This is a genomic window from Candidatus Krumholzibacteriota bacterium (assembly GCA_034520215.1).
GTDB lineage: Bacteria > Krumholzibacteriota > Krumholzibacteriia > Krumholzibacteriales > WJIX01 > JAGHBT01.
Map to the genome: position 1 here is coordinate 759724 of JAXHNR010000001.1, position 24426 is coordinate 784149.

General features: G+C 41.1%; 22 protein-coding genes. 20 read left to right on the plus strand and 2 right to left on the minus strand.

The genetic code is table 11. The features are described 5' to 3' along the window. The first annotated feature begins 24 nt into the window (after positions 1-24). From ftsA to U5O15_03240, 4 genes are all read left to right on the plus strand, one after another. Positions 25-1266, plus strand: a complete 1242-nt coding sequence (ftsA, locus tag U5O15_03225) for a cell division protein FtsA (protein MDZ7859671.1) — start codon at positions 25-27, stop codon at positions 1264-1266. Between the two features lies 1 nt (position 1267). Further along, positions 1268-2410, plus strand: coding sequence for a cell division protein FtsZ (gene ftsZ, locus U5O15_03230; GenBank protein MDZ7859672.1), 1143 nt, complete (start codon positions 1268-1270; stop codon positions 2408-2410). A gap of 14 nt (positions 2411-2424) precedes the next feature. Further along, positions 2425-4065, plus strand: coding sequence for a tetratricopeptide repeat protein (locus U5O15_03235; GenBank protein MDZ7859673.1), 1641 nt, complete (start codon positions 2425-2427; stop codon positions 4063-4065). 99 nt (positions 4066-4164) lie between these two features. After that, positions 4165-5646: a radical SAM protein gene (locus U5O15_03240; protein ID MDZ7859674.1), complete on the plus strand. Its 1482-nt coding sequence runs from the start codon at positions 4165-4167 to the stop codon at positions 5644-5646. Positions 5647-5772: 126 nt separating this feature from the next. Here U5O15_03240 and rpmB read toward each other — a convergent pair whose 3' ends face one another. Beyond that, the gene (gene rpmB / locus U5O15_03245) at positions 5773-5964 is read right to left on the minus strand and encodes a 50S ribosomal protein L28 (GenBank protein ID MDZ7859675.1); all 192 of its coding nucleotides are present in this window, start codon (positions 5962-5964) and stop codon (positions 5773-5775) included. 70 nt (positions 5965-6034) lie between these two features. Between rpmB and recG the strand changes: the two genes are divergently transcribed. The 4 genes from recG to U5O15_03265 are packed head-to-tail and all read left to right on the plus strand — an operon-like array spanning position 6035 to position 10151. Continuing rightward, positions 6035-8134 (plus strand): ATP-dependent DNA helicase RecG, encoded by a 2100-nt coding sequence (gene recG, locus U5O15_03250; protein ID MDZ7859676.1) that lies wholly within the window; start codon positions 6035-6037, stop codon positions 8132-8134. A 30-nt stretch (positions 8135-8164) separates the two neighbouring features. Then, the gene (locus U5O15_03255; protein ID MDZ7859677.1) at positions 8165-8713 is read left to right on the plus strand and encodes an HDIG domain-containing protein; all 549 of its coding nucleotides are present in this window, start codon (positions 8165-8167) and stop codon (positions 8711-8713) included. 30 nt (positions 8714-8743) lie between these two features. Beyond that, positions 8744-9319 (plus strand): zinc-ribbon domain-containing protein, encoded by a 576-nt coding sequence (locus U5O15_03260; GenBank protein MDZ7859678.1) that lies wholly within the window; start codon positions 8744-8746, stop codon positions 9317-9319. A gap of 4 nt (positions 9320-9323) precedes the next feature. Next, the gene (locus U5O15_03265) at positions 9324-10151 is read left to right on the plus strand and encodes an ATP-binding protein (GenBank protein MDZ7859679.1); all 828 of its coding nucleotides are present in this window, start codon (positions 9324-9326) and stop codon (positions 10149-10151) included. A 152-nt stretch (positions 10152-10303) separates the two neighbouring features. Here the strand turns inward: U5O15_03265 and U5O15_03270 are convergent, their stop codons facing one another. Then, positions 10304-10744: a hypothetical protein gene (locus tag U5O15_03270; GenBank protein ID MDZ7859680.1), complete on the minus strand. Its 441-nt coding sequence runs from the start codon at positions 10742-10744 to the stop codon at positions 10304-10306. A gap of 260 nt (positions 10745-11004) precedes the next feature. Here U5O15_03270 and U5O15_03275 point away from each other — a divergent pair, with 260 nt between their 5' ends. The 12 genes from U5O15_03275 to U5O15_03330 all read left to right on the plus strand — a co-directional run bounded on the left by U5O15_03275 (position 11005) and on the right by U5O15_03330 (position 24403). After that, on the plus strand, positions 11005-11385 hold the full coding sequence (locus U5O15_03275; GenBank protein ID MDZ7859681.1) for a hypothetical protein: 381 nt from the start codon (positions 11005-11007) through the stop codon (positions 11383-11385). Between the two features lie 122 nt (positions 11386-11507). Continuing rightward, on the plus strand, positions 11508-12290 hold the full coding sequence (locus U5O15_03280; protein ID MDZ7859682.1) for a PPC domain-containing protein: 783 nt from the start codon (positions 11508-11510) through the stop codon (positions 12288-12290). Between the two features lie 400 nt (positions 12291-12690). Continuing rightward, positions 12691-13809 carry an ADP-ribosylation factor-like protein gene (locus U5O15_03285; protein MDZ7859683.1) on the plus strand — a complete coding sequence of 373 codons (1119 nt, stop codon included), beginning with the start codon at positions 12691-12693 and terminating at the stop codon, positions 13807-13809. A 104-nt stretch (positions 13810-13913) separates the two neighbouring features. Continuing rightward, the gene (locus tag U5O15_03290) at positions 13914-14273 is read left to right on the plus strand and encodes a response regulator (GenBank protein MDZ7859684.1); all 360 of its coding nucleotides are present in this window, start codon (positions 13914-13916) and stop codon (positions 14271-14273) included. Positions 14274-14280: 7 nt separating this feature from the next. Continuing rightward, a complete protein-coding gene (locus tag U5O15_03295; protein MDZ7859685.1) occupies positions 14281-14718 on the plus strand; it encodes a hypothetical protein in 438 nt (145 codons plus the stop codon). 288 nt (positions 14719-15006) lie between these two features. Next, positions 15007-16050 (plus strand): fibrobacter succinogenes major paralogous domain-containing protein, encoded by a 1044-nt coding sequence (locus U5O15_03300; protein ID MDZ7859686.1) that lies wholly within the window; start codon positions 15007-15009, stop codon positions 16048-16050. Positions 16051-16211: 161 nt separating this feature from the next. Beyond that, entirely contained in the window at positions 16212-17375 is a 1164-nt protein-coding gene (locus U5O15_03305; protein MDZ7859687.1) for a tetratricopeptide repeat protein, read from the plus strand. Further along, on the plus strand, positions 17372-18931 hold the full coding sequence (locus U5O15_03310; GenBank protein ID MDZ7859688.1) for a capsule assembly Wzi family protein: 1560 nt from the start codon (positions 17372-17374) through the stop codon (positions 18929-18931). Before U5O15_03305 ends, U5O15_03310 begins: the two co-directional genes overlap by 4 nt. After that, positions 18931-19746, plus strand: coding sequence for a geranylgeranylglycerol-phosphate geranylgeranyltransferase (locus tag U5O15_03315; protein ID MDZ7859689.1), 816 nt, complete (start codon positions 18931-18933; stop codon positions 19744-19746). The genes U5O15_03310 and U5O15_03315 overlap by 1 nt, the downstream gene beginning before the upstream one ends. A 102-nt stretch (positions 19747-19848) precedes the next feature. Beyond that, a complete protein-coding gene (locus U5O15_03320) occupies positions 19849-20673 on the plus strand; it encodes an undecaprenyl-diphosphate phosphatase (protein ID MDZ7859690.1) in 825 nt (274 codons plus the stop codon). Positions 20674-20759: 86 nt separating this feature from the next. Next, positions 20760-23477 carry a valine--tRNA ligase gene (locus tag U5O15_03325; GenBank protein MDZ7859691.1) on the plus strand — a complete coding sequence of 906 codons (2718 nt, stop codon included), beginning with the start codon at positions 20760-20762 and terminating at the stop codon, positions 23475-23477. Then, positions 23474-24403: a helix-turn-helix domain-containing protein gene (locus U5O15_03330; protein MDZ7859692.1), complete on the plus strand. Its 930-nt coding sequence runs from the start codon at positions 23474-23476 to the stop codon at positions 24401-24403. The genes U5O15_03325 and U5O15_03330 overlap by 4 nt, the downstream gene beginning before the upstream one ends. Positions 24404-24426 lie beyond the last annotated feature (23 nt).

Consider the following 24426-nt stretch of genomic DNA (forward strand, 5'->3'; position numbering starts at 1 on the left):
ATTGCAAGAAGGTGAGGCTGTAATATGGAAATTGATTTTATAGTGGGTATAGACATTGGATCAGTCAGAACAAGGGTTCTCATCGCGGAGATAACAGAATCCGGAGGAGCGAAGATAGTCGGGGCGGCCGGCAGGCCCTCCGCTGGTGTCGAAAAGGGTAGGATTACCGATGAAGAGAAGGCGGCAAAGGTACTGTCGAGATGCATAATTGAAGCTGAAAGGATGGCGGGGGTCAATGTCGAAGGAGCTTGTTTGTCTTTCACAAGCGCTGGAATAAGGAGTTTCAGCAGTCAAGGTGTTCTTAATCTCGATATGGGAAGACAGATCTCTGATAGAGAAATTCAGCATGTAACGAAAAACGCGGAGAAAATCCCGCTCCCTTCCGACAGATACGTTCTTCATATGTTAGAACAGGGTTTTAATGTTGATGAAAACAAAAATATCAAAGATCCGTTTGGTTTGGAGGCTTCGCGGCTTGAAAAAAACATCCATGTAGTTACAGCAGTTAAATCTGAGGCGGAAAGTCTCGGAAGAATAATAAAAAGCAACAATATAGAAATTATCGATATGATCTTCAGTCCATTTGCCGCGGCAAATTCAGTTCTTAAGGAATATGACAAGGTTGAAGGAGCATTTGTAATCGATATAGGGGGTGAAACCACAACGTACGTTCTTTATCACGGAGGTGTTGTTAGAAGCAGCGGTGTAATTCCGGTAGGCGGATTTAATATTTCAAACGATCTAGCGATAGGGCTTGGGATTCCTATAGAAAAGGCGGAGGAAATTAAGTTAGAAAATTGTGACGCGAGCCTGTCACCTTCAGACTCCCATAGATCGGACAAGTTTGAAATATTAGTTGGCGGTGATTCATTTACTATCGGAATGGATAAGATCGCGGAGATTGTAAGACCCAGATGCGAAGAATTATTCACTCTGGTTAAAAATGACGTAGAACTTGATCCCTGCTTTAAAAAAATAAAAGGAAACATTTTATTAACCGGAGGAGGAAGCAAACTAAAGGGGATTGAAAGTGCTGCCGAAAATGTTTTTGGTTATAGGGTACTTAAAGGTTACATACCTGATATTACAGGGTTGAGTGAGCTTGTAGCCGATCAGAGTTGGAATGTTAGTCTGGGTTTGCTTCAGCGCGGGAGTGAGATATTAGAGGAAAACTATGAAGAGAAGAAAAGCAGAAGGAATTACTTTAACTTGGTGATTGACAGTTTAAAAAAGGTCGGTAACCCTTTTTACAAAGAGGAGGTCTAAGATGAGGTTCGAATTCGATGAAGGTTCTGAACTGGCTAAGATTAAGGTTATTGGTGTAGGCGGCGCTGGAGGTAACGCGGTTAACCGTATGGTAGATCAAGGACTTAAGGGTGTTGAGTTTCTGGTTGTGAATACAGACGCTCAGGTTCTCGAGTATTCAAAAGCACATAAGAAAATTCAGATTGGAAGCAATTTGACTTCGGGGCTTGGATCCGGCGGAAAACCTGAAATAGGAGAAAAGGCAATAGAAGAAGATGCCGACATTGTAAGTGAAATGCTCGAAGATTCTGATATGGTTTTCGTTACAGCCGGAATGGGGGGTGGAACCGGTACGGGCGCGAGTCCGGCAATTGCCCGTGTTGCGCGTGAAAAAGGCGCTTTGACAGTTGGAATAGTAACCATACCTTTCTCGTTTGAGGGAAAGTGCCGCCAAAAACTGGCGTTGGAGGGAATTAACAAATTAAAGGAAGAACTTGATACTTTAATTGTCATAAGAAACGACAAGCTGTTATCGCTTGTTTCCCGGGAGACCCCCCTTACGGAAGCATTCTCCACTGCGGACGCGGTTCTTCACCACGCTACAAAAGGTATTTCCGATCTTGTGACGATTCCCGGATTAATAAACCTTGACTTTGCTGATGTGAATACTACAATGAGCAAAATGGGTGACGCGCTTATGGGTACGGGAGTTGGAAGCGGTGAAGAGAGAGCTGTAGAAGCTGCCAGATTGGCATTGAACAGCCCATTGCTCGATGACGTATCGATTAAAGGGGCAAGAGGAGTACTGGTAAATATTACTGGTGATGAGAAGATGTCGCTGCATGAAGTGTCACAGGCAACGGCAATTATCAGTGATGAGGCCGGAGATGAAGCGAATGTTATATTTGGTGCGGTGGTAAATGATAACCTTGACGGTGAAATACATGTTACGGTTATTGCAACAGGTTTTGACTCCGGCAGGTCTATCATAAAACCAACTCGAATTGATTCGGCCCGGCTTGGAATCAGAAATGAGCCCGAAGTGAGTGTTGAGAAGGACTTGGAAGATTCAGAGATTGACATTAATGAGTTTGCGAGTGTGGGAGCTTCCTCGGGAGAAGTTGACCTGGATGTCCCCACTTTTCTAAGAAAACATCATGATTAAATGGAAGGTGTAAATTGTCTTTCTGGGGAAGGATATTCGGGTTGGGGAAAAATCCCGAATATGAAAAAGGGATAAAGTTCTATAATGAACAAAAGTATGAAAAGGCGATTGAACAGCTTGAGAAAGCGACAGACTCTATAGGGCGCGACGACCCAACCTATGCTCTGGGAATGTTCTACGCCGCGGAAGCGCATGTTCATATTGGTACAGCCTTGTACTTTTCCGGGGATATTGAAGAGGCCTTAAAACATTTTGAAAAGGCTGTAGGAGAAAATCCCACATACCCCGATCTTTATTACAGGATGGGTGTAATCAATTATCGTAAGGGTAATAAAGAAAAAGCGTTGAGAATGCTTGAAAAGGCAATTGAACTGAACCCAGCCTATTTTGAAGCTGTATGCTATCTTGGAATTATTCTCTACGAAGATGACCGGAAAGAAGACGCGGATAAACAGTTTAAAAAGGCTCTTGAGCTTTCAGCTGATAGAAAAACCCCTGTAAGCAAGTTCTTAAGTGATCACCTGGAGAGCTGCAAAACGAATATTCCTAGCATTTCGTCTCTGAAGGGTATCTTCGACGCCGGTGTTGAGTTCAATTCGATGATAAAAAATGGTGTGGAAAAATTTAATATGGGAAAATTCGATGAAGCCGTTGAAAGTTTTGAAGAAATAAAGGAAATACATCCTGATTACGCCGATATACGTTTTAAACTGGCTCTTTCGTATATGAAGGCCGGGAACTACAGCAGAGCCGACGCTGAGTTTAAAGAGGCATTGAAAATAAATCAGGATTATACTGAAGCTCAATTCTATTTGGGAATTCTGCTCTTCGATCAGAAAAGATTTATTGAAGCTCTTCCACACTTTAGAGAGGCCGTCAGCAAGACCGATAACTACACTGATATGAAGTCGTACCTCGGCGCCACATTGCTTTATCTTGGACGTTACGAAGAAGCGAAGAGTTTGCTGGAAGAGGTGGTAAAGGATACTCCCTGTTATTCACAGGCTCTTTATTATTACGGTCTCCTGCTTTATAGTACCGGCGAGACTTCCAAGGCGGTTGATGTTCTTCAAAAAGGGATGAAAGAGGGGGAAAAGACGGGGTCGAATAATATTAATCTAGCTCTAATTCAGATCCGCACCGGCGATATGGAGGGGGCGATGGTAACGTTGAAGAACATAATCGAAGCGGGGTTTAAAAGCGCTGATGTTTATTATTTCGTCGGTGAAGTTTATCTGAGAACGGGCAGAGTCGAAGAAGCGGAAGCTTATTACCGGAAAGCCCTTGGCGTAAATAACGAATATCTAAGAGCAAGAGAAAAACTGACATATATTATGATTAAAAAGGAAAATTACGAGGAAGCTGAAAGAATCATTGGTGATAATGAAAAGGGATACGCTGATATTTATAAGATTATGGGAGATATTCAGAATTACATGAAGAATTATGAAAAAGCGGAGAATTATTACAGAAAGAGTCTGGAAGTAAATTCAGAATATACCGATGTTCTGCTCTCTCTTGCTATTGTATTGAGGAATAAAGGCGAAAGTGAAAAAGCTCAATCATTTCTCAAGAAGCTCATTGAAATTCAGCCTGATAATCTGGCCGCGCGTAATCTTCTCGGAGAGGGCCCCTTGAATATTGATAAAGCATAATGATTTGAGGAACTCTTGTCTCGAAATCCGGGAAAAAACGCAAAAAATAACATAAAGTATAAGGAAAAGTTTGTAGTAAACTTTCAGCAACCTGCCAGGATGGCCAATAATATTTTTGTTGGTTATCCTTCTTCATACAGAACCGGCATGTCTAATCTCGGGTTTCATTTTATATTCAAGGAATTGAAGTCAAGACGCCTGATGAGAGTAGAGCGTTTCTTTACAGATACATCTCCCTTTACTTTTGAGTCGGGATTGAAGATTTCTTCATCCACCGCTCTCTTTATTACACTTTCTTATGAAGAAGACTATTTGAATCTTGTAAGGATATTAATAGATTCGGAAATAGAACCATCCAGAAAAAAAAGAAGATGCCGGCCAATTATTATTCTCGGAGGTCCGGCCGTAAGCGCCAACCCTGCTCCAATGTCCGAAGTAGCCGATATTATAGCTATTGGCGAGGGAGAAGAGATTATTAACAACATAGCTGACTTTGTGGATCGATATAGCGAAGGGGGGTGTGAGCAAATTGCCGATAAGCTCAAAGGTGTTGAAGGAATATTTGTTTCAGGGCAATCTACTGAAGGGGTAAAATTAGCTCATCCGGAGAATATTGACAGATTTCCGATATCGGCGGTTCTTTCAAGCAATACAGCATTTTCTGATATGCTCCTGATGGAGATAAGCAGAGGATGCCCGGGAAATTGTTGTTTCTGTCTTGCTTCGGCAATATACAGTCCGCTCAGGACTCAAAAGTATGAATCAATTATGAAAGTGCTCCTTGAGATCCCTGAATTTGTTAATAAAGTTGGTCTTGTAAGTACGTCGGTAACTTCGCATCCTGATTTCAATAGAATCGTCGAGGAGTTAATTAAGAGGGGGATTAAGACCTCCTTCAGTTCTCTGAAAGCTGAAGATATCGATGTGGATAAGGCCTTCATGATAGGAAAAGCCGGGACTAAAAGTGTTGCCCTGGCTCCTGAAACGGGCAGTGAAGATATAAGATATATTTTAGGCAAGAAAGTTCCGGATGAAGCCTATTTTAACGCCGCGAGACTTCTCAGTCTACAGGGTATCAGAAAGTTTACGCTTTATTTAATTTCGGGATATCCCGGTGAATCAGAAAAAGTTATAAGGGAAACGGAGCTGTTTTTAAAGAATTTCAAGAAAGTGATAGGCAAGGGAAGTCTGTCCGTACATATAAATGTTGTTGTTCCAAAGGCGCAGACACCTCTCCAGTTCTATGCTTTACCTGAAAAAAGGAATCTGGAAATGAGATTGAAAAAGCTGGGGGAAATTTGCGAAGGTATCACCGGGAATGTCAGAGTTAAATCAATAAGAGGTGTTTTCAGGCAGGCAGTCTTGTCCCTGGGGGATGAAGATGTAGGCAAGGCTGTAATTAAATACGGCAGGGGAGGGATATCATGGAAGAAGGCGCTTAAGAACAGTAATGTGGCTCCAGAATTTATACATGACAAAAACCGTCTCTCAGAATTTCTCCCATGGGATAATATCACAGGGGAGCCAAAACGGCATTATCTGCTGAAAAGATTCAAAGATCTGATAAATCTAACGAGTTGATTTTAAGCTCAGCAAATTTAAGCTTATTTGTAAGAGGAAATATAACCGTATAAAGGAGGTATATTGATAAAGCTTTCCACTTGGCTCAAAATAGTATAAGATATTTTTGAGTAAGTGCCGCGGGATTCAGATAACTTTCTTCGCGAAGCCGCTCTTAATACACTTGGTACACACGTAAGTTTTTTGGCGTTTACCATCAATTTCTACTTTTATTTTCTGTAGATTAGGGATGAACCTTCTTTTATTGAGATTATGAGAGTGACTTACATTATGTCCAACAATCGGTTTTTTTCCGCATATCGCGCATTTTTTGCTCATATAATTCCTCCATATTCTTTCCCGCGTTTGATATAAATTAGTATGTTGTGCTTTGATTGGCAAGGTAATTATGCAAAGTAATCCAAATAACAGAAATATTCTTAAGATGAGCAGCCAATTTATCAAGGGCGTTGGTCCTTCAAGACAGTTGTTACTGAAGCGGTTAGGAATAGAAACGGTAGAAGATCTTCTTATGCATTATCCCCGCGGGTATTATGACAGAAGTAATATGACAAAAATATGTGACATGGAAGTTGAGAGTGAAGCAACTTTTACCGGTATTGTTCTGGTTGTCTCTCTAAGAAAATTGCGTGGCGGAAGAACTATTTTAAAGGTAGCAGTTGGGGATGAAACCGGACGAATAGACCTGGTTTTTTTCAATCAACCCTTTCTAAAGAAGAAATTCCGTCAGGGCAGAAAAATTATTGTCAGCGGAACGGTAAATCTATACAAAGGAGTAAAGCAGATTTCAGCCCCTGATTTTGAGTTTTATTCAGATGATCTTAACGGCGAATTTATACATACGAGCAGAATTGTTCCGGTATATCCGCTTACTTCTGGAATTTCCCAGAGAATGATGAGAATAATCATCAAAGCCGCTCTCGCGAAAGCAAAAGGAAGGATAGAAGAAAACATACCAGAGCCGCTGAGAGATTCTTTGAAATTTGTGGGACGGGAAGAGTCTTTACGGCAGATTCACTATCCTGAAACATTTCAACATTTTGACGAGGCGGTCCGAAGGTTGAAATTTGAGGAAGTCTTCTTTATTCATCTTTTATTGAAAATGAGGAGGAAGAAGATTTGTGAGAATAAACCCCGGCCTAAAATATCGCCTCCGTACGGTTTACTTAAGAAATTTCTTAAATCTCTTCCCTTCAGGCTTACAGAAGCTCAGAAGAAGGTTCTTCATGAAATAAGGGCCGATGTTGAAAGTAGCGGAGGGATGGGAAGACTGCTGCAGGGCGATGTTGGTTCAGGGAAGACGATAGTGGGGTTAGCTTCCATGATAATGGCTGTTGATAGCGGATATCAAACAGCGCTGATGGTGCCGACGGAAATATTGGCCCGCCAGCATTATAAAAAAATAAAGGAATATCTTAAAGATTTACCTATAAATGTGCGGCTTTTAATCGGTGCGTTAAAAAGGGAAGAAAAAGAAAGATTATACTCTGAACTGGAGCGAGGAAGTATTGATATTATTATAGGTACTCAGGCTTTGATACAGGAAGGCATATCTTTTAAACAGATTGGATTGGCTATTATAGATGAACAGCACAGATTTGGTGTTAAACAGAGAGCGAGTCTTGGCAAGAAAAATGAATTGCCCCACTTTCTTGTTATGACAGCAACACCAATTCCCCGTAGTCTCGCGCAGATAGTGTACGGGGACCTCAAATTATCTGTTATCGACAGTTTTCCTTTCGGCAGAAGAGAAGTTAAAACAAAACTCATTAAAGAGGAGGCTAAAAGCGAATGTTATTCCTTAGCGCGTAAATTATTCAGGGAAGGAAGGCAGGCTTTTATAGTATATCCAGTCGTGGAAGACACTGACAGAAGTGACTTGAAAGCGGCAACTGCTGAGTTCGAAAGACTCCAGAGGGATGTGTTTAGTGATTTTCCTATCGGTCTTCTTCACGGAAGGATGAGTTATGAGGAAAAATCGAAAGCGGTAGATATGTTTGTAAAGGGTGAAATAGCCGCACTGATAACAACTACTGTTATTGAAGTTGGTGTTGATATTCCAAACGCTTCATTGCTGATCGTAAACAACCCCGAAAGATTCGGACTTGCTCAGCTTCACCAGCTGAGGGGAAGAATAGGAAGAGAAGGAAAGGAAGGGGTTTGTTTTTTAATTTCAGGTGAAAATATTGGGGAGAACAGCTTGAATAGACTTAAGTTCTTCACTGAGACAAATGATGGATTCGCGGTGGCTGAGAAGGACCTTCAGCTCAGAGGACCGGGTGAAATATGGGGATTCAGGCAATCCGGATATCCGCTGTTTCGTTTGCTAAACCCAATCAGTGACAATATGATAGTAAAGCGATCGTGGGAAGAAAGTGACAAATTACTTGAGACTGATCCGTATCTGAATAAACCGGAAAACAGAGTTGTAGAGAAATATTTTCGATTGTACTATAAAGAACGAATGGAAATTGCTGAAATTGGATAATTAAAATAACTTCAATTATGGGAGGTAATTGTGATTTCGAGAGAAGAAGCACTGAAACTGGTTGAAGAACATATGACCAACAGGAATCTTATTAAACATGTTCTTGCGGTAGAGGTGATTATGAGGTCTCTGGCGGACAAATCTGACAAAGATCCGGATGTCTGGGGACTGGCAGGTTTGCTGCATGATCTGGACTATGAAAGTACGAAGGAAAACCCCGAAAAGCATGGATATAATACATTAAGATTACTTGAAGGGCTGGATATTTCAAATGAAATAAAACACGCTATATTAGCTCATGTGGGGCATGTTGAACCAGAATGCCTAATGGATCATGCTATATACTGCAGTGACCCTGTGACTGGCTTGATTGTTGCATCAGCATTAATGCATCCTACAAAGAGTCTTTCAGGAATGGATGAAGAGTTTGTGGGAAGACGCTTTAAAGAAAAAAGATTTGCCGCGGGAGCCGATCGTGAAGCAATCGCTAGTTGCAGTGAACTTGGAATTGAGTTGCATGATTTCCTGCATCTTTCGCTAAAAGCAATGAGAGGCATCTCAGATGATTTAGGATTGTAGATGTGAGCTGGATTCAAAGGAGCCTTATCAATGATTGTTGCATGCAATGAATGTGAGACGAAATACAGCCTTCCGGACGAGAATGTGCCCGAAAAGGGAATTCGCGTACGTTGTCCAAAATGTAATTTTGTGTGGAAGCTTAAAGCTGTCCATTCAAGCATACCGGATTTTGACAGGAGCAAGGGTGGTTTTAACGCCGAGTCTTCTCAAACGGTTAACGCCGAGGTCTGGAGTGATGAAATAGAGGATAAAGGGGTTTCATCCGGCGGGGAAATGGAAAGTGGATCTAGTTTCGAAGAGGTTGATCTCGAAGAGCGCGCCCCTTCCGAAGAGCGCGTTGATCAACAAGATACAAATGAAGAGAGGAATAAGAAAGAAAGGGTGAAAAGACTTGCCAGAGTTTTTGTAAGTGATATACTTGTCTATAATCAGGAAAAGAGAGACAAAGCACTTTCTGAAGGAAACCTGATGTCAGCTCTTGGACCTGAGATTAAAAAAGGCTGGGAGGGTTACAAGGGGAAAATTGGACCCGGAATAGCCCACTCAAGTGATTATTTTAAAGATGCCCTCAACGAAATTCTCGCGGATGGGCAGAAGATTTTCTAACGATGTGGATAAAGTTCTGATTATCATTCTAAACCTGAATCCGGAACTTCATTTAGAGTTTTTTAGAAAAATGGAATTACCGGATAATGTTGAAAAGAATTCCTATACTACTTTCCCTCGATTTCTAAAAGCCTTGCAGAAGGTTAAGAGAAAATCGCCCAGGGTTATTCTGTTCTTACCTCAAAAAAGGTTTAATCCCTCAAAACTTCGTCAGATTTGCCTTTTACTGATCGATACACCCGTGCATATTGTGACTGACGAGTGTGATGAAAGGACTTATCTTACATATATGTCCGCTGGCATTAAGAATATTATTACTCCTCCTTTCAGCGAGAGTGATTATCAGTATCTTGTCGATGTATCCGATCAGGACCACCTGTATTTTCCCCGTAATAGAGAGTTGATAAGGGAAGGTCAGATTCGTCTGGATTTTCTTATACCGAGCAAACTGTCGAGGATTGTCGGTGTAAACCGCCTTGTTTCATTTTTGACCGCCGAAGCTGGATTTGCCCCGGAAGATTGCAGGGTAAACCTTCCAATGGTCATGGACGAAGCCTTAAGCAACGCTATTATTCACGGTAATAGTAACAAGAAGGAACTCAAGGTGCACATACGGATTTATATAAGTATCAACCGTGTGATCATTCAGATAGAAGATCAGGGTGTGGGATTTGACCAGGACAAGATCGAGGATCCCACCGGTGAAGGAAAGATCTACAATGATTCCGGAAGGGGTTTATATATTATAAAGGAAATCATGGATCGTGTCGCTTTCAAGAATGGCGGACGGGTAATTGAGATGGAAATGAGCAACAAAAACGCCAAAAAGTAATTTAGATTCAAATGTGATCATCAGGCTGTAATTCTGAGAATTTTCTAATGTCAAGAATAATAGAGGAAACATAAACACCGGAAGCAAGAACGTTAGTTACTTTTACATTTGTGTTTATGGTGACTCATAGATTTGCCTTGAATGGATTAAGTTTATTTTTCTCCCCATTTTTCCTTTGTTATTTTCTTAAGCAGACTATCAATCTGAGTGCGTATTCTTATATTCTGGTCGGGTTCAAATAGAGCTTTTTTGACTCTGCCCTCATGGTCTTTCTTGACGTATCTTAGTGCTTTAATATTTTCGAGAGGTGTTAGTATATCCTTACTCACTCTGACTTCAATGCTTTTGTCATCGAGGTTTTTATTCGGACTGTTATACGGGTGCATTCCCATTCCCCATCCATGAACGAACATGCTGCATATAATTGCTCTGAAAGTATTCTGTTTTTGGACTGAATCCAAATCAAAAGTTTCCTGAAATTTGTCAATCATTCCATCTATAATAATTCGGAGTTTCTTTATTTTCTTTTCATCCGGTTCAATATTAAGAAGGCGCTGGAAAACCTCTCTTAATATCTTTTCTGTAATTTCCATTCGAAACCTCCTTAGTATTGAAATAAAGAGTAAAGTTAGATATTCATATTGAACAACAAGCAAAAAAGAGACCAGATAACAATCTCGAACCGGGATATAATACCGTTCGAATAATATCACCATAAAACAATTGCCGCAAAATTCACTTCAAGAAAATATATTGAAGATAATGTTATAAATGGCATATTTCTGGCTTCGTTCAGTGTAAGGTAAAGCGGAAGGGAGTATCAATGCAGCTTTGTGATGAAAAAACAATTTTTATGCAAAAAGCCATTTATTACGTTACCAGTCTGGTTGCCGCGAGAGGAATTGTAGAATTAACAGACAGAAACCTTAATTTTCAAGTTTCAGCGCTGGATTCGTCTTTTGGATTGAAAAATGTTTCATTGGATGTTTGTACGATATCTTCCGTTAGAATAGCCGGAGGAAATCTGCGTCCGGCTATAATCATAACTGTAGCTGACAAGGATTATCAATTTGTACTCCCAAACGCATCGGTATTATATGACCATTTGTATGTACTCAGGAATAATCCGGTTAAAACCTTCTCGTCAACGAAAGATTCCCTTTTTGAGTGTGAATGCGGAAAAAGGTTCAGCAAAAGTTATAGATATTGTCCCTGGTGCGGCAAAAAATCATAGAAGCCCCCTCTATATGTATATTTTTTGTTTGTATGTTCCATCCAGATTCATTAATTTATAGATGAGATATAATATTGACCATATACTGGAGATTCAGATACTTGGTTCATACGGAGGTTGTAATGAGGCGGATTATATTACTATTTGTCGGATTAATTTTTCTTTTGGGATGTGAGGAAGAATCAGTACAGAAAATAGATCCTTATGCAACCGAGCTGGGAGATGAAAATGCCGGCGGCTACGTTGTGATTAGGGGAGAAAATTGTTATCCAATAGGATTATATATTCATATTGATCATGATACAGTTCCCTTTGGAATGATTTCCTCCGATGAACCCGCTTTATTGAACCTGTCTCCGGGAACGCACCATCTTTCAGTTAAAAGCAACGGCGGCGTTATAGTTTTTGATGATGACGAAAATCCTATTTCCAAAGTCTATATGCAATGGGACAAGGAGATTGAGGCTGAAGCTGATTACGCGCCCCTGGTACCGCTGGATTGTGACAGCGCTGTACTTGATTCAGTGCCTTGGGAAGATGACGGATATGAAGAGAATGACAGATACAGCGCCGCATATGATTTAACTGGGGATGAAGGCAGAAAGCTCGATTTGATCGATGGCAATGGAATGCAATTCGATGATGACTGGTACGAGATATATGTGGCTTCGGGTGATACTCTAGTTGAAGTTACTTGTGAATTTACCCATATTAGAGGGGATATAGATATAGAACTTTATGATTCTTTAGTTAATGTTGTTTCTTCTTCTAATTCCTCAGCACCGGGCTCAGACAATGAGTTCATAAGTTGGGTTGTTTCATCGGGCGGAACTTACTATATCAGGGTATATGGAGATGACTCTGGTAATGAGTATAACCTGTTGTGGAACAGTCTTTCTCCATAAGAACCGAGAGCGATTTAAAGTTGTACGTATATATGCAACGCTGACCTCCGTCAGCGTTGCATATTTTTATTTGTACTTATATAAATATGCCTCGTGACTCAGGCCGTATTATCATTATTATTCGCATTTTAAGAGATTTTCAACTCCGTTCGTTGAATCTGCTTGAGCGGAAATGGTATCATCCATTATAACTCATTGTTATAGAATGGATTATAGAAAACAACATAGCATTTTAGTGGCATGATATTTGCTTTACTGTCATTGGAGCCGGAACTGTAAGCTTTCAGGTGATTACAACACTTTGACAGGAAATGCTTGAATGCCGCGGTTATGATTCAGCATTCTAGAGAATTACTAAAGCGGACAGTAGCATCTGCATAGGACTTGAGGATTAATTATTATGGCTGTTTATAATATCAGGAATGAAGAAGTAACCGTTAAAATCGTTTATTATGGTCCGGGATTAAGTGGAAAAACAACAAACCTTGAACATATCTACTCGAAATTGCCCAGAGAAAACAAGGGTAAAATGGTTTCCATGAAGACCAGAACGGACCGTACCCTGTTTTTTGATTTTCTCCCAATGAAAATCGAACATCTTAACAATACTTCAGTCAAATGCCTTTTATACACAGTGCCGGGCCAGGTATTTTACAATGCCACCCGCAAACTTGTTCTAAAAGGTGTAGACGCGATAGTATTCGTCGCGGATTCCTCTTCGGGTAAAATGGATGACAATCTGGAAAGTTTGGAGAATCTGGAAGAAAATCTTCGCCAAATAGGCAAGAATCTTGACGAGATACCCTGGGTTCTTCAATATAACAAACAGGATATTGACGGAGCATTAAACAGAGATATAATGGATGAAAACTTGAACAAATCTCATAAAATGTCTTTCGAAGCGGTTGCCACGAAAGGTAACGGTGTGTATGAGACATTTGAATCCATTGTAGGTCTGGTTATGAGAAGTATAGAAAAAGATATATTGAGTAATAGATCCATCAGCTCTAAAAAAACTCATGGTAGTGAAAATAGAGAAGAAAAGATAGAAGTTGACGCCGAGGTTGTGCCCAATTCGAAGTTGTATGATATCAGCTCAGAGGCGGATGAAAGTGAGTCTTTAAATAATAGCGCAGAGGAGAAAAAAGAGGAGCATGAGTCTGTCTCTGAGTTTGTTGATAATGTGCTCAGCGAAAATGAAGAAAGCGCTGAGTTTGAATCTTTAACAGGTGAATATGGAAATCAAGGCCATGTTGTAGAATTCCACGATGACAGAAATAATACACCCGAGCAGAGAAGAGAGAAAAAGGAAAATTCTGTTGCCACGGAGTTTATAAATGATCCGCTCGAAAGACTTGCTCATCTGGGGCAGGAGTCAAACGAGGAAGAAAAGGACGACAAAGAAATTGCCGATTTACATGAACCTGAAAATACAGTAAGAATACCGGTTAAACTATCAAAAACCGATTTAGAAAATCTTTCAAAGCTGCATATAATTATTGATTTATCAGCTGAGTAACATTTCCAGTAAAAAATAACAAAAAAACACTTGACCATTTAATGATTTAATACAAATATTGGAGTGGGGGAGAAGTGTGTTAATGGAGTTTAGAAGGGTGAGATATGTCTAAAATACTTGTTGTAGATGACGAAATTAATGTAAGGAAACTCTACAAAGAAGAATTTGAAAATGAAGGGTATGATGTAGTTTGTGTTGGCGATGTCAAAGGTGCTATTGATTCAGTGGAAAACGATTCACCCGATCTTATTATTCTCGATATAAAGCTTGAAAATGAGAGCGGAATCGACGCACTTGTACAAATTGTAGAAAGGCGAAAAGACATTCCGGTAATAATAAATTCCGCGTATTCTGTATATAAAGAGAATTTCAAAACCTGGGCTGCCGATGCCTATATAGTTAAATCTGTTGATTTTGAGCCCCTGAAAGAGAAGGTAAAAGAATTACTCCAAAAACAGAAATGAGTCTGCTATGAAGATTCGATTACTGTTAATTCTTCCATTTCTGATTAGTTTATTCTCAGCGTCTACTAACGCGCAGAATAGAGATATACAGCCAAGTATCTTTTCTGATTATCTGAATAATGCCGTAACAGACGGGTCTATCTGTATACCCGGTCTTGATTTTAAGAGTTCGATGGGTGTTTCATTCGCCTCAAACGGGAATCAATCTCAAAGCCTGGGTTACTATATGGGACATTTTAACTACGGTTTTGGTCAATCATGGGATTTGAATCTTGATGTAGGTGTGCGTTCTGTTTTTGGACAACAGACACAGGGGGCTTCTCCTGAAGTTTTTGTCCCAAATATTGACCTTACATACAATCCCCCGGACAGCAATTTTATGCTGCGGCTGCAGTTTCGTCAGTATAGATCTCTTTTCGGATATAGATACAGTCGGTGGAGATAGTCGCGGTATTTATTATATACGTTTATTTTATAAATTTCTTGAAAAAGCAGGCACCCTTCCTTTAGCGTAGATGCCAGTATTTAAGTGGACTTATTGAAGTTGGTTCCTTATCCCAGGCCGATTTATTCCATAGAAGAGTATTTGGTTTTTTCCCATATTGCGGTAAATTAGTTTGATAGGTGTAGAAATTGAGGCGGCAGAGGATTATATCCAAATGGTTGAATTTCTGTAATCGTAGGCTGTTTTGAAAGACAATCAAGGAGAGTTGAGGATGAAAGGGTATATATTATGTATAAACGTTTTATAAGAGATCCGTTAACTGTCAGGATTTTTGTCAAAATTGTACTTGCCTCTGCCGCGGCATTTATTTTCTTTAGTTGTTCCGAGGACAGTACTGAACCGTCCAATTCTGTTCCAGAATTGACTACTGCTGAAGTTATTGATATAACAGGTACTACCGCGAAATGCGGAGGAGTGATTACCTCTAGTGGAGGAGCAAGTGTTACGGCGCGGGGAGTATGCTGGAGTGTTGAAGAGCTACCCTCCCTAGAGGATAGTACGACAAACGACGGGACGGGGGCAGGCAGTTTTACCAGTGAAATAACAGGGCTGACAGCTGAAACTGATTATTATATAAGGGCGTATGCAGTAAACAGCGCTGGAACAGGTTACGGAGACACAAAGGAGTTTTCTACTACAGTATTCGGTACCGTGACGGATATAGACGGCAACATTTATGAAACAAGAAAAATTGGGAATCAGTGGTGGATGACAGAGAATCTTAAAGTAACCCATTACTTGAACGGGGATTCGATAGCTGAAGTAGAAGACGGAGCAGTATGGGATGGTCTGGCAGGTGGCGCGTGCTGCAATTACGACAATAATGCAAGTTACATAGTTACTTATGGAAAACTATACAACTGGTTTGCTGTAAATGACAGCCGTGGTTTAGCCCCCGAGGGCTGGCATGTGGCAAGCGACGCGGAATGGCAGGAATTAGAAATCTTTATGGGTATGGACCCTTCAGAAGCTGCAGATACGGGATATCGCGGAACGGATGAAGGTGGCAAACTAAAGGAAGCCGGAATTGAAAATTGGGCAAGTCCCAACACCGGAGCTACTAATGAAAGCGGTTTTACGGCTTTGCCGGGAGGTTACCGGGGGCTTGGTGGTGATTATTCTAGTATCCACAACTCCGCTTTATTATGGGTTACTACATCGATAACTGAAACTTTCGCCTGGAGTAGAATGCTCAGTTCATCTGATGGATACATTACGCGTACTGGTAGAGATAAGAATTCTGGTTTTTCGGTCCGCTGTGTAAAAGATTGAATCATCGCCCGCATACTGTTACAAATCATCGACTGCCTTATAGGTTATAAAAATTGGAGAAACTCCAAAATATAAATAGACTTGACAGTTGTTGTGTATCTGCTTTAGTTTTCGGATAGATATGTGCCGCGCATCAATATGATTTCCTGATTGGGGGTGCTATGAAGCTGCGTTGGGAGAAGTTGCTTGAGCTGGCCCGGGGAACGGAAAAGCAAAGCAAAAAAAACAAATATTCCACGTCTGAAAAGGAACTAGTTGAAGGAAAAACAACACCTGAAGAAATACTTTCCTTTGCCGAAGAACTACTCGAGAGAAAAAAAAGGAGTGAAGCTGAAGAATTATTCATTAATCTTATATCAAACCCGGATATTAGCGAATCAAATCTGGCAAAGGTATGTGGTCTCCTTCAGGAAATCGGTAATTACGAGGCGGCTTATAAGGGTTATTCAGAATTAAGAAGAAGAGATGAAATGAACGCCCACCCGATTTATTGTATGGGTAAAATTTTTGAGATTGAGGGCAAGTTATCAGACGCTATAAGATTGCACCGTGAAGCTATATCCGTAGAGCCCGGCAATCCGGAGTGTTATTTCAGGCTTGGAGTGGCATATACAAAAAACCATCAGTACGAAGAAGCTGAAAAGTGTTATAGACAGGCAATCACACTTGATCCTACTCATTCTAAATCATATACAAATCTTGGCTATATACTCGATATGCACGGCAAACAGGATGTTGCCATGCAGCAATTTCTAAAGGCAGTCCAGCACAACCCAAAGAGCGCGGAGGCTCATTTCAACCTCGGCGCTCTCTTCGGGGATGACGGAAACAAGCAGCAGGCTATTAACGAATTCCGTGTCGGACTTGAACTTTCACCGACCTGTGTTGAAGGACGTTACAACCTTGGAATGGCACTTGTTAATGAAGGTCATTATGAAGAGGCGATGGAGGAATTTAAAAAGATTTTAAAGATTGAACCTGATAATGTTAATGCTTTCTTCTATATAGGATATTTATACTTTCGTAAGGGCCTCTATGGAAAGGCGCTGAATTATCTTCGGCGTGCTTCAGAGTTAAATCCAGGAAACACTAAAATACTGTTTTACGTGGGGGAATGCTTTAACAACTTGGAGCGTTCCGAAGAAGCACTTGGATATTATAAAGAAGTTGTTAATATAAACCCCCATGACAAGAAAGCCTATTTCAGTCTTGCTGTAACGTATGAAAAACAGGGGTATATGGGCAAAGCCCGTGAGTGTTATAAAAAAGCGGCCAGTGGAAGGGATGTGAGGCAGAAATCGATAAAAAGAGGAATTCTCGAGTGAAATCCCGATTTAAATCTGGGTTGCTGTTTTTACTTGTCGGGTGTATTTTTGTCATCCCTCCCATGAAGCTAAGCGGTTCCGACGAAAATATCAGCCCCGAAAGCTGGGTTTATTCCGCCCTTCGGACATTTGAACTTATAGGGTTAGTCCATCTCTCCCCGGAAATGCCCTATTCACGAAATAAAATCGAATTCTATCTGGATAGAATATTGCAGAATTTAAAAGATTCTGACAGTCGACTGAGCCCAAGACAGAACTTTTTACTCCGGCGGTTGAGGCAGGAGTTTCAGGGAAAGTCCCACAGGCCTCGCGACCGAGAAGACGCCCCCGTGTGGTTATACCAGAAGGGAAGAAGATTTTTGAGTTTTGATATGAGCGCCGGTATGTCTTTAAGAAAAAGAATAGAATACAGAAAGGGTGAACTCGACGGACTTCTTTCACCGGATATTCTGATAGATTCGGGAGGCGGCTTCACGTATGAAACGGTTTATAAATTAAGATTGCGCCCCGAATGGAATAATAATGTTACACATAGTAGAGTAAATGCCAGAGAGAAGAGTTTCAGGGGGTTAACATCTGAGTTTGAAAGAGGGTATATTTCAGTGCATCGTAATTGGTGGGGTGTTACACTGGGCCGCGATTACATTCACTGGGGCAACAGCAGGGATGACGGTTTGATTCTTTCATCCGGCGCCGGCCCGCTAGACCATTTGAGTGCATACATGGAGCTCGGGGTCTTTAAACTGAGTTTGCTTCATTCTATCCTTGATTCAGATGCGGTTGATCCAAGGAAGCTCTCAGGACACAGGTTGTCTGTTAAGCTTCCGGGAGATATATACATTGGAATAAGCGAGACAGTTGTTTATTCGGGCAGGGGACTGGATTTTGCCTACCTGCTGCCGGCCGGTTCATATTACGCCAATCAATATAATGAAAATGAAAATAAGTGTAATAATATTTTGTGGGGGGTTGACTGGAAGGTACCGGCTTGCAGAGGGTTGCTCTTTTACGGCGAATTCCTTGTTGATGATTTTCAATATGAGAACAGAGATACAGCTCCAGACAAGATCGCGTTGAATTTGACTGCCGAGGCACTCCTTGTGGCTGGTGGACACGATATCGAGGCGCTGTTTGATTACACATATATAGGTATTTATACATATTCACACACCGGTTCTCTGACTGTATACACAACGGGCAGTGGCGATGATACGGGTACAGGCAGAATTATCGGCTCTTACCTGGGGCCTGACGCGGACAGGTGGAGATTTCGTTTTTCGGCCGCTCTCAGTCCGAATATAGTTATGAAATTAAACGGGAGTTACAGCAGATATGGAGAGGGCAATGATTTGCGTCCCTGGAGCGCGGAGGAGCATGAACCTGATCTGCCCTTTCCAAGCGGACTTGTAACTGAGGAAAAAGAAATATCAATTTCAGCTTCGTTTGATTTTACGGGCGGGTCTATTCTTTACGCGGGGACGGGAATGAGGTGGCTCGATTCTGACCTTTCTGAATCTGAGGGATTTGCTTATCTTAAATTATTGTTGGATATCTAATGAGAAAAATTCTGAGTCTCTTTTCTATATTCAGATTACATAATATAGCCGCGGCAGTCATGGCTGTTGCCGCGGGTTTCTCAATGGGCGGGGGTGAACTGTTTCCGATGATGCTTCTCTGTGCCGTGGCATTAACAACAGCCACGGGCAATGTTATAAATGATTATTACGATCTTGATATCGACAGAGTCAATCGTCCTAACAGGCCCCTTCCGTCTGGTATCTTGTCGAGAAGACAGGCTCTTTACCTGTATATCAGTCTTTTGGCATTTCTCAGTTATATTTTAACCGATTTCAAATCGGAAGTAGTAATTTGGATAATTGTCTGGGTTGTTTTACTTCATCTATATTCCCGAGTTTTTAAACGTCGATATATGATCGGGAATTTTGTTGTGTCATCTGTTACCGGATCGGGACTTCTGCTTGGTTCGTACTGTGGAGGCAACATTGAAGCGGGTATTATTCCGTCTTTATTTGCCTTCTTATTTATTTTTGGAAGAGAGATCGTTAAAGATTGTGAGGATATAGAAGGCGATTATTTCTTCGGATCAAAGACAATAGCGATTATTATCGGGAAGAGAAGAGCTATGAGAATTGCGGCTGTTATTTTTCTGCTTCTGATATTTGCTTTTCCTATTCCTTTTTTTATCGGGATTTACAGCAGGGTCTATTTTTTTATAATTATCTTTTCGATTATACCCATACTTATAATATCTTTTCTACTGGCGTATAGGGCGAAACGCCCGGGATTTATTAGTTTACTTCTGAAGATTGGACTATTTCTTGGAATTATAGCTTTCTATTACGCTGTATAATATTATGTTTAATATTTACATCAGCGAACGGTATCTCCTGTAATTGTTCAATGCGGGATTTGTTTTTCTAATTGCTGATTTACCGGGAAGCAGGGTGTTTTAGTGTTCCAATTTCTTATTGTTATTATTCTCGCGGTAATACAAGGGCTGACGGAATTTTTTCCCGTAAGCTCTTCGGGCCACATAGTCTTGTTTAAAACAATTCTTGGAAGTGAAGGCGAAATGATCTTCCGGAACGGGATTATTTTCGAAGCTGCCGTTCATGTGGGTACGCTCGGCGCGGTTATAGTTGTATACAGGAGAAGACTGCTCAACTTATTCAAGGCGATTATATTATGGGCGCGAGGAGGGTTTAGAAGAAAAGAAGGTTTTAGCGATGATATTTCCTATGTGGGATGGATTATATTGGGAAGTATTCCGACAGGGGTATTTGGTATAGTATTACATGATACTGTATCGAAGGCTTTCAATATGCCGTTACTTGTAGCAGTTTCGCTGATTATTACAGGGGTTTTCTTATTATTTGCCAGGGGGAAAGAGGGCAGCGGGGAATTTACTCTGGGAGTTGTATTATTAATAGGGATGGCTCAGGTGATAGGAATTATCCCCGGTTGTTCCAGAAGCGGGTGGACTATTACAACAGCGCTTCTTTTAGGTGTAGGGTTTAAGAGGGCGGCTGAATTCTCATTTTTATTATCTGTGCCGGCTATTATAGGTGCTTTTCTGTTTGAATGTCAGTATTTGGAAAATAGTTTGACTAAGGTCTCCATTGTTATCCTTCTTGTGGGAAGTGTGACGGCATTTCTTGCAGGTTTAGTAGCGTTGAGACTCCTTCTGCACATACTTAAAGAAGGATCCTTCCATCGTTTCTCGTACTATCTGATTCCCGCCGGGATAATATCCGCGGGCTGGCTTTATTATTTTTAAAATGTGCAGGTGGTTATTGACCAGGGCTTTTCCCTGTGTTAATTTAAGAATTCGCGAGAGTAATTCATAAGTTCAAAGGTGGAATGATGCTTGAAAAGGTTTTTAATCCAAGCGAAATAGATCCCAAGTGGAGGAAGAATTGGAGTGAGACTAACGCGTTTACAGCGGACAGTAATTCTGATGCCGATCCTTACACTATAATTTTGCCTCCTCCTAATGTGACTGGAACTTTGACTATAGGGCATGTACTGGGCACTACCGTACAGGATATTCTGGTTCGATGGAAAAGGCTCAAAGGATACAATGTTCTCTGGCTCTCCGGAACCGATCATGCCGGAATAGCGACTCAGAAAGTAGTTGAGAATAATCTGCTGAGGGAAGGTATTGACAAAGAATCGCTCGGGAGAGAGAAATTCCTTGAAAAATGCTGGCAGTGGAAGGATAAATGTCACGGCAGAATTGTCGAGCAGCTCAACAAGTTAGGCGCTTCTCTCGACTGGACTAGGGAAAGGTTTACTCTTGATGAGGGAGTATCAGAGGCCGTTAGAGAAGTCTTTGTAAGGTTGTATGAAAAGGGGTTTATCTACAGAGATAATTATATAGTCAATTGGTGTCCTTCATGTATGACGGCTATAAGCAACGAAGAGGTTGAATTCAAGGATACAGATGGAAAATTATATTATATTGCCTATCCCTTTGAGGGGTCTGACGAAGAGATAGTCATTGGGACTACAAGACCTGAAACCATGCTTGGAGATGTCGCCGTAGCTGTAAATCCGGATGACATAAAAAGAACTCAATATGAGGGTAAGAGTCTTATTTTGCCTCTTGCCGGCAGGAAGATACCTATAATATTTGATGAGGCTGTTGATCCTGAATTCGGCACAGGCTGTCTCAAAGTAACTCCGGCACATGATCCTACTGATTTCGAAATAGGACGGCGGCATGATCTGGATGATGTTGTTGTAATCGGCCGTGATGGCAAGATGACAGAGGAGGCTGGAGAATTCAAGGGGCTTGACAGGTATGACGCGAGAAAGAAAGTATTGAAAGCCCTGGATAATAAAGGTTTTCTTCGTAGAATCGAGGATTATAATCATTCTGTCGGTTACCACGACAGATGCGGAACTGTTATAGAACCTGCTATTTCAAAGCAGTGGTTTATGAAAATGGACACATTGGCAAAACCGGCGATCGAAACTGTCAGGAACGGGGATGTCAGTTTTCTGCCCCCGAGATGGAAAAATATTTATCTCAGTTGGATGGAGGAGATCAGAGACTGGTGTATCTCCAGGCAGCTGTGGTGGGGTCACAGGATACCTGTATGGTATTGCATGAAATGTGACAAAGCGGTTGTATCTGTCAGTACTCCTTCAGAATGCTCTTTCTGCGGCAGCTCCGAGCTTGTTCAGGATCCCGATGTTCTCGACACTTGGTTTTCTTCGTGGTTGTGGACATTTTCAACCCTTGGATGGCCGGGGAAAACGGATGATCTTAAAACCTTTCATCCAACAGATGTACTGGTTACCGGCGGCGATATCATTTTCTTCTGGGTTGCGAGAATGATTATGGCTTCGATGGAGTTTATGGGTGAACCTCCTTTCTCGACGGTTTATATAACAGGTATCGTAAGGGATATGAATGGGAGAAAGATGAGTAAATCTCTTGGGAATTCACCGGACCCGATAGATATAATTGATCGTTATGGGGCGGACTCGCTGAGATTCGCTCTTATGAGACTTTCACCTCCCGGGCAGGATATTATGTTTGATGAAAAGAAGGTGGAAGTAGGAAAGCACTTTGCGAATAAAGTATGGAACGCGGCGAGATTTGTACTCAGTCAGAGTGACACATTGGGGTATAAGTTTGAATCCGGCAAGGACCTGGGTGAAGTTTCAGAGGGTGCTGACGGGAACGCTATTATATCTCTATTTAAATCTATCTTTGGCTTTACGCCCGACCTGGATTGTCAGTTCAATCTTGAAGACAAATGGATAGCCAGCCGTCTTGCCGGTATGTTGGACGATTATGAAAGATACATAGATTCATTCAGATTTGATGAAGCGATAAAAACATTCTACGATTTCTTCTGGCATGAATTCTGTGACTGGTATATGGAGTTTTCCAAACCTATTCTGTCTGAAGAGAAGAGTAAAGCGGCGGGTGTTCTTGTAACTTCCCGGGCTGTACTCGGCGCGTGTGTTATCGCCCTTAACCCTGTTATGCCCTTTATTACAGAGGAGATATGGAGTATGCTTGCTCCTGACTCAGAATCACTTTCTCAGTATAAGTTTGATGACGCGAGTGGAGATCTAAAAGACGTAAAACTGGAAAACGATATAAAGATACTGATGGAAGTAATTACCGGAATACGTAATCTAAAACATACCTTTAATGTATCATCTTCTAAAGATGTAAAAGTCATTGTAAATTGCAAACCTGAAAGTAGTTTAAAGGAAATGTTATCTCCTTTCGTAAAGCAGATTCAACGCCAGGCGGAAATAGCTGAAGTGGATATCAGAAAGGGCGCCTCAAAACCGCCGAAATGTGCCGCTTCAGGGCATTCTTCATTTGAAATATATATGCCTTTAGAAAAAATTGTGGATTTGGAAGGCGAGAAGAAAAAACTCGATAAGGATATAGACAAACTCGAAAGCCAAATTGATGTTATTGAGAAGAGACTTAATAACGAGCATTTCTTGAAGAAAGCTCCCGAAGAGGTAGTCAGCAGAGAAAGAGAAAGAATCCGTGATATGAAAGATCGCGGAAAACGGATGAAAGCTATCCTGGAGGATTTAGATTGAGTGATAATGAAAAGACCACCGGAGACAATGGTGAGGTTGACAGCCGTGATCCATTGAGCGGCGAAGAAACAGTTGGTGAAATCCTCTTTTCAGCAAGAGAAAAGGCCGGTGTCACGAGGGCTCAAATAAGTGAATCGACGAGAATACCTGAAGAGACTTTGAAATATCTTGAAACTGACAATTTTGATATGCTGCCGGCAAGGGTTTATGTCAGAGGTTTCATTCGCAATTTCGCGGGCGAGTTGGGATTGGATGTCGAACATCTTCTTGAAAGATATGAGGTTCAGACGGGGCAGACTCATAAAAGTAAAGGTGATTTCTGGGAAGTAAAGGAAAAGACTATCGAAGAGAAAAGAACTTCCGCGGCTATTCCAAAAAACCTTCTCATGATCGTGTCAGTATTAGCGGTTGTGATTTTAATTTTTGTTTTCGTGTTCCGTAGTGATGATCGTCCGGATGTCCTCCCACAGAGTACAATCCCCGATGTGGAAGAATTTATTGGAAAAAATATGAATAAAGAAGGGATGAACAAAAAGGAGATTAATCAGTCTTTTCGCAAAGATAGCGTTAAAATCAGCAATCCCGAAAAAGCAAAAGACACTTCAAGCGGTAAATCGGTTGAGAAGAAGACTCTCCCCCTTGAGCTTAAGATAATTGCAAATAAAACGGACACTACCTGGTTTGATATAATTTCAATCTCACGGAAAGATCAAAAACCCGATACAGCCTATTATGACTTTATTCTGCTGCCCGGCGGAGAAAAAGAACTGACGGCAACGGATGCCTTTATATTCAGAAAGATTGGTAATGCCGCGGGATTCAGAATAGAATTCAATGGAGAGAAAATAGCTCCTCTCGGGGAAACTAACGAAGTACTGGAGAATATATATTTAGGCAGAGACAGTATAGCCCTGGGAAATATTTGATATCTTCAACCATCTTCATAAAA